The sequence below is a fragment of the Vibrio aestuarianus genome, from assembly GCF_012395185.1.
In the GTDB taxonomy this organism is placed as follows: Bacteria; Pseudomonadota; Gammaproteobacteria; order Enterobacterales; family Vibrionaceae; genus Vibrio; species Vibrio aestuarianus.
The window spans coordinates 69,144-82,487 of sequence record NZ_JAAZTU010000018.1; the positions used below are offsets into that span (position 1 = coordinate 69,144).

Annotated in this window: 7 protein-coding genes and 4 pseudogenes; 5 read left to right on the forward strand and 6 right to left on the reverse strand. The window is 45.2% G+C overall.

The genetic code is table 11. The annotated features are described in order from the left end of the window. Positions 1-63: 63 nt before the first annotated feature. Positions 64-1,008: a ribosome biogenesis GTPase YlqF gene (gene ylqF, locus HGG78_RS10470; protein WP_172532848.1), complete on the reverse strand. Its 945-nt coding sequence runs from the start codon at positions 1,006-1,008 to the stop codon at positions 64-66. Between the two features lie 221 nt (positions 1,009-1,229). Between ylqF and HGG78_RS10475 the strand changes: the two are divergent. Then, positions 1,230-1,517 (forward strand): annotated as a pseudogene (locus HGG78_RS10475) (transposase); the annotation flags it as partial. Between the two features lie 32 nt (positions 1,518-1,549). Here the strand turns inward: HGG78_RS10475 and HGG78_RS10480 are convergent. The 3 genes and pseudogenes from HGG78_RS10480 to HGG78_RS10490 all read right to left on the reverse strand — a co-directional run bounded on the left by HGG78_RS10480 (position 1,550) and on the right by HGG78_RS10490 (position 4,373). Beyond that, positions 1,550-3,028 (reverse strand): EAL domain-containing protein, encoded by a 1,479-nt coding sequence (locus tag HGG78_RS10480; RefSeq protein WP_172532849.1) that lies wholly within the window; start codon positions 3,026-3,028, stop codon positions 1,550-1,552. A 212-nt stretch (positions 3,029-3,240) separates the two neighbouring features. Beyond that, positions 3,241-3,396: pseudogene (locus tag HGG78_RS18945) on the reverse strand (IS481 family transposase); the annotation flags it as partial. Positions 3,397-3,457: 61 nt separating this feature from the next. Then, a pseudogene (locus HGG78_RS10490) lies at positions 3,458-4,373 on the reverse strand (IS5 family transposase). Between the two features lie 82 nt (positions 4,374-4,455). Between HGG78_RS10490 and HGG78_RS18950 the strand changes: the two are divergent. Continuing rightward, positions 4,456-4,902, forward strand: a pseudogene (locus HGG78_RS18950) (IS3 family transposase); the annotation flags it as partial. 34 nt (positions 4,903-4,936) lie between these two features. On the opposite strand, the gene HGG78_RS10505 reads toward HGG78_RS18950, so the two are convergent. Both HGG78_RS10505 and HGG78_RS10510 read right to left on the reverse strand, forming a co-directional pair. Next, on the reverse strand, positions 4,937-6,958 hold the full coding sequence (locus HGG78_RS10505; RefSeq protein ID WP_172532852.1) for an oxidoreductase: 2,022 nt from the start codon (positions 6,956-6,958) through the stop codon (positions 4,937-4,939). A gap of 149 nt (positions 6,959-7,107) precedes the next feature. Then, entirely contained in the window at positions 7,108-8,130 is a 1,023-nt protein-coding gene (locus tag HGG78_RS10510) for a helix-turn-helix domain-containing protein (RefSeq protein WP_172532853.1), read from the reverse strand. Between the two features lie 231 nt (positions 8,131-8,361). Between HGG78_RS10510 and HGG78_RS10515 the strand changes: the two genes are divergently transcribed. From HGG78_RS10515 to fadA, 3 genes are read left to right on the forward strand one after another with little or no spacing between them, the layout of a single operon-like run. Beyond that, positions 8,362-9,669, forward strand: coding sequence for an acetyl-CoA hydrolase/transferase family protein (locus tag HGG78_RS10515; RefSeq protein ID WP_172532854.1), 1,308 nt, complete (start codon positions 8,362-8,364; stop codon positions 9,667-9,669). Positions 9,670-9,681: 12 nt separating this feature from the next. Continuing rightward, on the forward strand, positions 9,682-11,838 hold the full coding sequence (fadB, locus tag HGG78_RS10520) for a fatty acid oxidation complex subunit alpha FadB (protein ID WP_172532855.1): 2,157 nt from the start codon (positions 9,682-9,684) through the stop codon (positions 11,836-11,838). A 14-nt stretch (positions 11,839-11,852) separates the two neighbouring features. Next, positions 11,853-13,013: an acetyl-CoA C-acyltransferase FadA gene (gene fadA, locus HGG78_RS10525; protein ID WP_172532856.1), complete on the forward strand. Its 1,161-nt coding sequence runs from the start codon at positions 11,853-11,855 to the stop codon at positions 13,011-13,013. Positions 13,014-13,344: the final 331 nt, after the last annotated feature.

Here is a 13,344-nt window from a genome sequence, read left to right on the forward strand (position 1 = left end):
GAAAAAAGGGCAATATGACATTGCCCTTAACTCATTGAAACTATTGATATACTGTCTGTTTTTCTATCGTTTATTACGTAAATAGCGTTTACGTCTTTCTTCTTTCCGCTTCGCTTTTTCTTCCGCATCTCGAGCGGCACGTTCTTCCACTTCGATGAGCTCTTGAGTGATCATCTCTGGGCGTTCCAATGTGATTTGCCCGAGAGTACCTTGGCGAAGTTCATGCAAAAGAATTTCAGAAGCTTTATGCAAATCGATACGCCCACCAGCGCGTAGTGCGCCACGCTTGCGACCAATCTCTTCCATCCATTCGACATCTGATTGTGGCAATTCTTCTATCTGATAACGTTCTTGTAAACGTTCAGGATATTCCTTGCTTAAATATTCGACAGTGTAGAAGGCAACTTCATCATATTCCATTGCGGTATCTTTCACTGCCCCGGTAGCGGCTAAGCGAAAGCCGCTGTGCGGATTTTCTACTTTAGGCCACAAAATTCCAGGAGTATCTGAAAGCACAATACCGTTTTGTAAGTTAATACGTTGCTGACGACGAGTCACGGCAGGTTGGTTGCCAGTTTGTGCGATAGTTCGCCCAGCTAATGTATTGATTATCGTCGATTTACCAACATTTGGAATGCCCATAATCATGGTGCGAATATTTTTGCCAATTTCTTCACGGTGTGGGGCTAACTTACGACACAGTTCTAATATCTTATGAACTTCTTGAGGGTTAGCGGTCGTAATCGCCATCGCTTTTACACCCTGCTCTTTTTCAAAATGTTCGATCCAAAGTTCAGTCATTTCTGGGTCAGCTAAATCACGCTTATTGAGCACTTTGACACAAGGTTTATCACCACGTAAATGAGAGATTAATGGATTTTCACTGCTAAACGGAATTCGAGCATCTAACACTTCGATAATCACATCAACTTGAGGAATGACCTCTTCGATTTCCTTGCGTGCTTTATGCATATGTCCCGGAAACCATTGAATTTTGCTTGCAACCATATGTATTTATTACCTTATGTTTTTATGGCTAAGCTGGTGGGGTATCAGGTGGGGTACCAAGTGAAAAAATTCAATTTTGGGGTACCAAAGGTAAAATCCAAGTCACCTATAGCCGCATCAGCAATTAATGTGACGATATTAACATTTTCTATTGATTGGGGGTAATTTGACTAACGGAGTGGCTACCTAAACGGTTAAAAATTTTGTCTTCTGAGTAAAATCCTCAAATCCGTCGCTCTTGGACGGCGTATTGGGACAACCTCAACACCCTGCTTAACTACCCAGAGGATATCCGTCGAGCTATCTACGCGACTAACGCCATTGAATCCCTCAACAGCGTTATTAGAAAAGAGATTAAGAAGCGCAAGCTGTTCCCAACGGATGAGTCAGCTCGAAAGGTGATCTACCTGGCTATCCGAGATGCTTCCAAGAAGTGGACGATGCCGATTAGAAACTGGCGACAAGCTCTAAACCGCTTTATGATTATGTTCGAAGACCGACTCACATGAGTACATGTAACCCGACAGTTACACAGAATTATTTACAGGGTCGAAAGCGTGAGTTCCTCTAAAGCCACTGGTTTGCTGTAGAAGTAACCTTGGTGAATAACAACACCTTTGGCGATAAGATAGTCCGCCTGACTTTGCTCTTCCACACCTTCAGCAATCAATTTCAAATCTAGTGCCTGAGCCATGGAGATAATCGCATCCAGTACTGGTGTACTCACACTCTCGGAACCAATAGTATCAACAAAACATTTATCAATTTTTAAGTAGTCGATTGGTGTCGTTTCTAACATTGCTAATGAGGTTTGTCCGGTTCCAAAATCATCAATAAGAACCTCAAGACCAAATTCGCGTAGTTGTTCAATAGCCGATTTTGCTCGCTCATCTAGCAGTTGTCTCTCTGTTATTTCCAACCCTAACAAAACACCCTGCTTTCCCAATAAATCTGCCTTTTGAACTAGGTATTGTTGTTTCTCAGTGAATAGGAAGTAATCAGGTGGAAAATTTATACCTAGATGAAATGGTTGAGTAAATGAGTAGGATGAGAAGTCGTTCACTGCCCTTTCAACCACAACGTCAGTAAGCTGTTCGATTAATCCAAATTCTTCTAATATCGGTATGAATACGTCAGGATAAAGTAACCCTCGCTCAGGGTGTATCCAACGCACCAATGCTTCTACTCCGCATATTTCCCGATTGCGGCCATTCACTTGAGGCTGATAATGTAAAATAAACTCTTTACGTTGAATCGCTAGCTTCAGTTCATTGTGAATCCCTTGGTGCTTGTTGAAATAGAGACGGACGTAATAGAAACCGATATATACCGCTAGGGTACCAGGAATAGCGGCAAAGAAGAAAAACCACACCTTCTCTTTTATAAGTAAACCGCTAGCAATCACTTGTATTCTATGCTCAGGAATTTCAGTTTGTGCCATGTAAGAGAACCATCCCGCATCTCGCTTCACGTTGTGAGGGGCGTCATCTGTTCCAATAAATAATGCAGCAGATTCAAGTCTAGTGTCAGTTCGGTAGCCCATGTTGGCACGTAAATAGTCTAGGTCAATCAGCGATACAGCGTAATATTCCTGTTCTTTTAGAACACGTTTATTAATAACCGCAACGGAAAGATAGTTTGGTCTTTGCACAGTTGCAAACACTACTTTCTGCTCGGTCTGTTCAAGTAGCTCTAAATTCACAATCGGACTATTATTCACATGGCCCAGCGAGGAGCAGATAACCTCTTTGTCAGCAACAATTTGCATTTCGAAGATCTCCCTCTCATAACGCAAAGCTTGCTGAAGGTATTCGCAGTTTGTTGGTGTAACTAAAGCGGAACTATTCTCTATCGAGACATTCAAAATAATTTGGCTATATACTTTCGCATAGCCATCACCAAGATAATGTAAAGTATCCCGAATACTAAGTGATATGAGTACAACCACAGTCAACACTATAAGTACAAGTGGCGAGAGGTAGGCAATCCAAAGTGAAGTCTTAAAGGGTCTTTTACGCATATTCCTTATCATTGTCGCTTAGCCTCAATATTAGTTTGTATTTACTTAACGATTTTAGTATCTTAGCGTAATATCAAGCTCCAAATAACTACTTTTAACTTATGGCATTCAATTAGTGGCACATCTTGCTTTTCCATCCCCACTTCAATCGGATAGAACTCACTTTTATCTGCTTTCTGTGAGCGTTCAACTTTGTCATTCAAATGAGGTTAGCCAGGCTTGTTTGGGCGAAACTTGATTCGATAAACCATGAGTTGCTTCTGGACTTTCTCAGAAACAAAATCACGCCCTCTGTCCGTCTGAATACGCTGTATAGGAAATGGCATCTCTTCCACGATACAATCGATAAAGTCGACGGTATTTGCTGCTGCGTGCGGCTCTGTTGCCTAATTTAGCTTAAGAGTGAACGCTAGCTAAATTGTTCGCATTTTAAACAACACACTGAGTTTCGGACATACCTATCCCAGTTAGCTTGTTGAGTGCTTTGAGCATGGCGTAAGTCTCTCCAACTTGTGCGTTGTAATTTCGAAACGTGAGTGAAGCACCTAGTCGTTGTTTTACGCGATACATAGCAGTCTCTGATAATGACCGCTTATGGTAACCATACTTCTGTTTCCACTTTTTGTTTGAGCCATAGAGCTTTTGGCAGCCAACTGCTAGATTACGTGGATGCTCTTTTTCTCAGAAAGCTGCACCCTCACGCGGAGGGATTGAGGTGTCGCTTTCTTAATCTTAATCTCCCTATGACACTCTCTTGTATTATATGCACCATCTCCCGAGATTTCCTTGATGGTTCGGAGTGTTTGCTTGAGTAGGTTGGGGAGTACTTCCGCATCGGTCACACCTAATAGTGTCAGCTCTGCGGCGATAATTTCATGTGTATCTGTATCAACCGCAAGATGGAGTTTATGCCAGACTCTACACTTGCCATCAGTTCCATGCTTTTTCACTTTCCACTCTCCCTCACCGTATACCTTGATCCCAGCTGTATCAATGGCTAGGTGTTTGATGGCGCCTCGTGTTGAGGCTTTGAAATCAACCTCTACATCCTTGGCTCGGCGGCTTATACAGGTATAGTGAGGTCAACCAATGGGACTCACCAATCTAAAAACAGAGTCGATAAAGCCTTGTAGCGCCCTCAAAGGTAGGGGAAAATGCGTTTTACCATGAGAGCTGTCGTGATCGCGAGATCACTAAACAGTCTTGGTCTACCACGTCTGTCCTGTTTAGGTAGTTTCCACTCAGTTATGGCCTCCTCGTCAATCCAGAACGTGAGTGAACCTCTGTTGATCAAGGAGTTATTATACTTGAGCCAGTTGGTGGTTTTGTAACGAGGCTTCGGCATGAAATCAAAGTCGGTTAATGAATGTCCCTGATCTGATCGTGAGATTCTGATTTAGTTCACTCGATTTGTGCAACAAAGCTTTACTTACCTTCCGACCTATGAAGGAAACAGTTATGTCAGTCTTACCACTGATGCCTATTCCAGAAAGATCGTTGGATACAGTGTGGATGACAACATGCAGACGAAGGCCGTAAAACAAGCTTTTATAAGCGCTTTGAGAAAACGTCGAAATCAAGACACCCTAATCCATCACTCAGATAGGGGCTCACAGTACTGTTCAAAGGAGTGCCAAGATTGACATTCTAGGCACAAGATCGTGTGTTCCATGATGGATGGATATGACTGCTATCAAAATGCATTGGCAGAGAGAGTAAATGGTATTTTGAAAATGGAATACTTGTTGAGGAAACCTAAAGATGTTACTCAGGCGAGAAAAATGGTCGCCGAGTCAGTAGAAATCTATAATCAGATGAGGCCACATACAGCCTTGAAATACAAAACGCCCGGTGAAGTACATCGAGCGTTTTGACTAAAAAGTGTCAATCCATATCAGGACGGGTCAGCTAAAGCGTTCTCGCGACTTCAAACCCATCCCAAATAGCTGTCATGATAGTACGGGCCTTCTGGCTGTCCCCAATGTTAAACACGTTTTCGACATCAAGCTGATTGGCGAGAGCTTCATGTAGATGATCCTCAGCTCGGTACCCCAAAGCTAAAACGACATGATCCGACAAGATTTCTATGTCTCTTTGATCTCGCTGAACCATAACACCAGTATCAGTGATGGTTTGCAGCGTCGTTGAGGTCAATACGCTCACTTGCTCTTTAACCAGTAGCTCTTTCAGCATTTGGTAGTTAGCGAAACAAGTACCGTGAGGACCACCGATGATGTCGTCACTGGCTTCAATTAAAGTCACAGCTTTACCCTGTTGCGCCATCCACAAGGCTGCCTCAGCGCCAACTAGACCACCACCAATCACGGTGACTTTGTCTCCTGTGATCTTGTCAGGATTCATCAACATGTCTTCTGCCACGATAACATGTGCCTTATCTTGACCTGATAACCATTTTGGCTTCACTGGACGCGAGCCCGTCGCAAAGATAACGCTGTCTGGATTGAACGATTCAATGGTCTCTTTATCTGCCGTAGTATCGAAACGCACATCCACGTTCTTACGCTCCATCTCACCAGCAAACCATTCAATCAATAGCTTGTCATCGTGCTTGAACGGAGCCTGGCTACCCGGGATAACGTTACCACCAAGTTGTTGGGATCTCTCAAGTAGCGTCACTTTATGCCCACGCTCTGACGCAATACGCGCAGCTTCCATACCTGCGACACCGCCACCGACAACCACGACGTTCTGGCTACGATGGGTTGGTGCTAAGCGAAACTCTTCTTCACGGCCACAACTTGGGTTTACGGCGCACGACAAGTTGCCTACTTCTGCCATACGGCCTAAACAACCTAAATGGCACGAGAGACAAGGACGCACCTCTTCAAAACAACCGCGGCGAATCTTGTTAACAGTATCTGGGTCTGCCAGCAGAGGACGACCAAGTGAAATACCATCAGAGATGCCATTGTTGACTGCATGCGCAGCCAAATCAGGATTCTCCATGCGTCCCGCCATTAAAACTGGAATATCGACAACCTCTGACACCGCCTTGCAGTAAGGCTTGTACATGCCAGGTGCAAAGTAGTTAGGCGGGTGGTTCCAGTACCAAGAGTCATAAGTGCCTGCATCCACGTTCAACGCATCAAAGCCAGCATCTTGAAGGTACTTGGCCGCTTTCAGGCCCTCTTCCATATCGCGGCCGACTTCTTCTGCCACTTCACCCGGAAGAATACCTTGGCCAAAGCCCTTCATGTTGCCTTTGACTGAGTAACGAAGTGATACTGGGAAATCATCACCACAAATCGCTTTAATGCCTTTTACGATTTCCACTGCGAAACGGTAGCGGTTTTCAAAACTGCCACCGTACTGATCAGTACGGTAGTTGAAAAACTCCATTGTGAACTGATCAAGTAAGTAACCTTCATGCACCGCGTGAATTTCAACCCCGTCAAAGCCCGCTTTTTGTGCAATCGCTGCCGATTCAACAAACTTGCCGATAAAGTATTTTACTTCGTCGGTCGTTAACTCTCGATGCTGAATCGAAGGTTCAAAGCGGTTTGGCGCGTCAGAAGGCGCGATGGATTTATCTTCTGGGGTAAAGCCCGGGATACAAGAGCGTCCCCAACCTGCGGTCAACTGAGCAAAAATTTTCGCACCGTACGTATGCACACGTTCAGTCATCTCTTTGGCACTGCGAATGTAGGCCGTCGGGTGGTTGGTAGGACAAGGAAGAGAAGGCATTGGAAATTGTTCCAACTCATTTTCGACCATTTGTACGCCAGTAATAATCAAGCCAACGCCGCCACGTGCTCGAGCTACATAATACTCGACACCACGCTGATTGTATGCGCCGTCACCATCGACACAACCCAATGTACCCATTGGTGCCATAGAGTAACGATTCTTCAGTTTTAATGAACCAATCTGCATTGGCTCAAAAAGGATTTTGTGCTGTTGTTTTAACATTGAACACTCCACATTATTGGTATGCCACCAAAATAGTTAGTGACAGAATCTGCGAGTATTAAAACAACCTTCCACGCTCATTGCTTGGCAAAACAGGACATCTCGTTAACCATTCAAGACATCCTAATTTTTTTTGACATGAATCATAGTCAGGCATCCTTCATCTTAGCGTCTCGCCTTATATACATTGGCGATACGCCCGTCCACCTCTTAAACGCACGCGAAAAAGTGCTCAAATCCGAGAAGCCGATCTGGTAGGCAATTTCGGTCATATTGACTTTTCCGGCATCAAGTAGATGTAGCGCTTTTTCAAGCTTGTACTTTTCGACCACCCCTCGATAACTTGTGTTTTGTTGCGAAAGATGTCGATTTAAGGTGCGAAGGTTCATATTGAGTGCGTCGGCGATGGCGCGACCATTGATGTCAACTAAGTTACTCTGCTGATTGAGGAAATGATAAATCTGAAGAATCAAGTCATCTTTTTTCAGGCGTTCGGCTTCTTCTCGCAATAGATTCACACATGAGAAGTGGAGGTTTTTGTCACTATGAGTGAGAGGAATATGAAGAAAGTGCTTGGGAATAACCAGCTTTCGAATCGGTGAGCCTTCTAGTATGGTGCAGCGCATTGTTTCTTCAAGTAGCGCGTTTTCTTCTTCACGATAGCGATGTTCAATCAAACAAACACCGAGTGTTACCTTAGTATCACTCAACACCTTGTGTACAATTTTTATCACAACGGCGATAAACAACGTAATCCCAAGATAGGTGACTTTTGAATCGTTACCCAGCGACTCCGTATCCAGAACCCAAAGCTCTGCATTACCTGGGCGATCTCGTTTATAGACGAGTCGCACGGGCGCACTCAAAACAATTACGTATTCCTGTAACACGCTTAACAAGCTATCAAGATCTCGCGCGGTCCATAGTGCAGTCGAAAAGCTGTCAAACGTCAATGACTCTACAGTCTCGGCAATGTTGGCCAACATGATTGGTGTCTCATTTTGCTGATACGCGTGATAAATAACAGCGCGCAAATCTTGCACATTGACTCTACCGTCTGCGTTACAGCGCATAGAGTCAACTAGAGACTCTTCTCCTATTGGCTTCAATAACTTTAACCACCCCGCATGCACAGAAAGCGCGTTGTCAAACACCGAATTTTCATGATTCATATCACTTTATGCCCTAAATTTGTGACTCAATACACAAAGGTCAACACTGTCTTGATGAGTATATTAGCTGTCCTAAAAAGCCAAACATTGACCTCCATCAACAGAGTAAGCTGTATGCAGTGAAACGGACTTTCTCCCTACATAAATAACATTGGTGCCATACACAATCATTTCTCAAGGTCGAGAAAAAAGTGTCAAACAAGCCCAATAAGCGATAAAAGAGAGCGTACTATGACTGACTGGAAAAAACAATTCGCCGAAAAAATCATTTCACTAGAGTCGGCAGTAGGTAAAATCGAATCGGGCGACAAAATCTGGGCAGGCGGTTTGCTGTCGATGCCGACTATCTTCCTTCAAGAGCTAGACAAACACTTAGCTCAATTCCACGGCTGTGAGCTATACACTGGCCTTATGACCTATCCATATGAGTTTCTAAAACCTCAATACAAAAAGAACTTTAAACACATTAGTTTGTTCATGGGGCCACTAGAGCGTAAGTGCCAACATGGCGGCAACATTGAAGTGATGAACTTCCATTTTTCAAACTTTAAGCAGATCTTTGCTACATTAAAGCCGAACACGGTCATTATAGAAGTTACTCCACCAAATGCCGACGGTTACGTAAGCTTAGGTGCGTGTGGTGGTGTCGGCAGTAAAGAAGCGCTGAAGTATGCAAAAAAAGTTTTCTTCGTCGTTAATGATCAGCAGCCGTTCATCGGCAACCAAGAGAATATGGTTCATATTGATTACGCTGATTTTATCGTTGAAGGTCACCACAGCATTGCAATGCCAAAAGCAGGTGAGCCAAGCGCTCTAGAGCAACAAATTGCAGAGCACGTTAGCCCATTCATCAAAGATGGTATGACGGTACAAATTGGTATTGGCACTATTTCAAACGCCATGGGTATGGCATTGCGTGATCGCAAAGACTTGGGTATCCACACTGAAATGTTTACCGAATCTCTAATGGAAATGTGCAAAGCAGGCGCGGTGAGCAGCAAGCTTAAAAATCACAAACCAAACAAGATCATCACGGCGTTCGCAGCCGGACCTCAAGAAGTGATGGACTTCCTGAATAACAACGAAGAGATTGAAATGGGTGGCATGGCCGATGTGGTTAGTGCTTATGAAGTCGCAAAGAACGATAACTTTGTGTCGATCAACACCTGTGTCATGGTTGACGTGGTTGGTCAAGTGGCTTCTGAAGGTGTGGGTTTCTCTCAGATTTCTGGCTCGGGCGGTCAGCTTGACTTCGTTCGCGCTGCAGGCATGTCAAAAGGTGGCGTGAGTATTCTGGCCCTATCTTCAACACGTGATGGTAAAGAAGGTCTTGAGTCAAACATTCGTATCGCTCTGCCATCAGGAACACCAATCACCACGCCTCGAAACGACACACAAGTTGTTGTAACCGAGCACGGCGCAGCAGATCTGCGTGGTTTAACCACACCACAACGCGTGAAGGCACTGATCAACATTGCTCACCCAGAGTTTAGAGATGAGCTTCTAGAGCAAGCAACAAAACTTGGTTTGGCTAAATAAGGAGCCCATATTATGTACAAAGGTCAATTTTTTATCCTAAACACACTGGGCGACAATCAAGCGGTTGAGCTAGTTTTCAATGCTGAAAAAGATCCAGTGAATACACTAAGAAATGCTGCGCTAACAGAACTTGAAGCATGTGTTACTCTTCTTGAAGAAAATAAGCCAAAAGGCTTAATCATTCGTTCTGGAAAGAGGTTATTCAGTGCAGGTGCCGATGTAAAAGCCTTTCGTGACCTATTTAAAGACGGTGACGCAGCGATTACACCTTTCCTTGACTGGGTACACTCTATCTACAACCGTGTTGAAGATCTCGATTGCCCTAAAGTGGCAATCATCAATGGCGTTGCAGCGGGTGGCGGTGTAGAGCTGTCTCTACTTGCGGACTACCGTTTAGCGACAGCAGATGCAAAAATCAGTTTACCAGAAGTGAAACTTGGCATTATGCCAGGTTGGGGTGGCGTAACGCGTCTTCCACGTATTGTTGGCGTTGATACTGCTCTGGGTTGGCTAACCATGGGCAAAAACTTCTCAGCAGAAAAAGCACTAAGCGACCACGTGGTTGATGGCATCATTGACCCAAACCAAGAAAACCCAGTTGAGCAAGCGCTTCGCGTAATTGGGCGTGCACAGCGTGGTGAACTGAATTGGCAAGCGCGTCAAGCAGAAAAGTGTCAAGCATTGCCTGTGAACGATCTAGAGCTGGCGATGTCCATCAATGTTGCGCGAGGCATGGTGGCAAAAGCGGCAGGGCCTCACTACCCAGCCCCAGGTATTATTCTTGATACTGTATTTAATGCGGCACGTCTCACGCGTGATGAAGCGCTGAAAGTTGAAGCAAAAGGCATCGTCGCTTGTGCTAAAAGTGGCGTGGCAGATGCTCTGGTGAATGTGTTCTTAAGCGATATGGCGGTAAAAGCGGCAGCCAAAAAACACGCGGAACTATCTGAAGCAAGCAAAACAGCTCTAGTCGGCGTGATCGGCGCGGGCATAATGGGTGGTGGTATTGCCTATGTTAGTGCCGACCGTGGCATTGATGTCGTGATGAAAGACATCAATAAGCAAGGTATTGACCTTGGTCTGTCAGAAGCGAACAACCTTCTGGCTAAGCAGGTTGAACGCAAGAAGAAAACCCCGCGCGAGATGGGCAATGTGTTAAACCGCATCGTGCCAACACTGCACGACGCGACACTAGCAGACACCGATATGATCATCGAAGCGGTGGTTGAAAACCCAATGGTGAAAGAGAAAGTACTGGCTCAACTTGAAGAGACAGCCCCGAACGCCATTGTCGCATCAAACACATCGACGCTGATGATCAGCGGTCTAGCTCAGGCACTGAAAAAGCCGGAAAATTTCTGTGGTATCCACTTCTTCAACCCAGTACACCGTATGCCATTAGTCGAAGTGATTCGTGGCGAAAAAACATCAACGGACACGATCGCCAAAGCCGTCAACTATGTTCTGCAATTAGGTAAAGTGCCGGTTGTGGTTAATGACTGTGCAGGTTTCTTAGTAAACCGCTGCCTAACGCCTTACTTCCTTGCGTTCAACCAACTGTTGGTTGACGGTGGTAACATCGCGCAAGCAGACAAAGTGATGAGCAAAGGTTTTGGGTGGCCGATGGGGCCTGCGCACCTTGCTGATGTCATTGGTCTTGATACGGCTAAGCACTGCATGGATGTGATGGATGAAGCTTTCCCAGCTCGTTTAGGTAAACCTCAAATAAACCTGATTGACATGTTGTGTGGGCGTGGACAGCTTGGTCAAAAATCTGAACACGGCTTCTACAGCTACAGCAAAGACCGCAAAAGTCGTTTAAAGCCTTCTTTAAGTGTTGATACTCAAGTGCTGCTTGATAGCGAATGCGCTGCTTCTGCGGTATTCAGCGATCAAGAGGTAACCATGCGCATGATGCTACCTATGATGTTTGAAGCAATTCGCTGTCTAGATGAGGGCATCATCAGTTCACCACAGGAGGGTGATATCGCCTTTGTTTATGGCACAGGCTTCCCGCCATTCCGCGGCGGTATTTTCTACTACATGGATAGCCTTGGTCTCGATAATTTAGTAGAACTCGCACAGAAATACGAAGCACTGGGTTCACTTTACGCAATACCTCAAGGTCTTATTGAACGTGCTAATAACAACCAAAGCTTTTACGCCTAATTAGGGGATTTAAAATGAAAAATGTAGTGATTGTTGATGCTATCCGTACTCCTATGGGTAAATCAAAGAATGGTGTTTTTCGCCACGTCCGTGCTGACGATCTGTCTGCACACCTAATGAAAAGCATGATTGAGCGTCAACCGAACCTTGATGCGACACTGATCGACGATGTGATTTGGGGGTGTGTGCAACAAACTGAAGAGCAAGGTGCTAACTTAGCTCGCGTTGCTGCCCTGCAAGCTGGCCTTCCGGAAACCGTGCCAGCGACCACAGTCAATAGACTATGTGGTTCATCGATGGATGCATTGCACATGGCAACGCGCGCTATTAAAGCGGGTGACTCAGATGTGGTACTTGTCGGTGGTGTTGAACATATGGGCCACGTGCCGATGACCAAAGGCATCAGCATGAACCCATTTAACCGCAATATGGCGCAAGCGTCAGCAATGATGGGACTAACAGCGGAAGCCCTTGGCAAGATGCATAAAGTATCTCGTGAAGAACAAGATGGGCTAGGCGCTCGTTCTCATCGCCTTGCTCATCAAGCCACCCTTGAAGGTCGCTTTGATAACGAGATTGTCCCAACAATGGGCCATGATGCTACGGGTTTACCCATTCTAGTCCAGCACGATGAAGTCATTCGACCTGAAACGACAGCGGAATCACTTGCTACACTTCGTCCTGTGTTTGACCCGCGTGGTACAGTAACGGCAGGTACCTCATCGGCACTGTCTGATGGCGCGTCATGTCTACTCGTGATGAACGAAGAAAAAGCCATCGAACTCGGTTTGAAAGCAAGAGCACGCGTAATTGCTGCGACCAGTGCAGGTGTTCCTGCGGCAATCATGGGGTATGGCCCGGTTCCTGCGACAAAAAAAGCGCTGAAGAAAGCCGAATTGAATATTGACCAAATCGACTTTGCTGAAGTTAACGAAGCGTTTGCCGCTCAAGCGATTCCTTGTTTGAAAGATCTCGGCTTGTGGGAGCAGCGTGATGACAAAGTTAACCTGCATGGTGGTGCAATTTCGCTCGGTCACCCTCTAGGATGTTCAGGCGCACGTATTGTTGGCTCTCTAATCAACATTATGGAGCAACGTAGCGGACGCTACGGTCTTGCGACCATGTGTATTGGTATGGGCCAAGGTATTGCGACAATTATTGAGCGAATTGAATAACGATACCTAACGTTAGTCTAAGCCAAAGAGCTCTGTCCTACCCAGAGCTCTTTTTTTTGCCGCCAGCTAATTTAGATGGTTAATCCCTACATAATTGAGTTTTTTGATTCTCTAAAGTCGCTATTATGTTCCACAAAACAAACATTCTGTTCCTATAAATAACGACCCTTGGGGAAAATGATGAAAAAATTTGCCTTAACCACACGGCGTTGTTGATCAAATCAGCTAAAGGACGTATCTATCCTACGGAACTTACCTGTTAGTTTCTAATAGGCATACCTAGTCCTAGGACTTTGTTCATTGCTTTGACGTTTGCTAACGCCTCACCAAC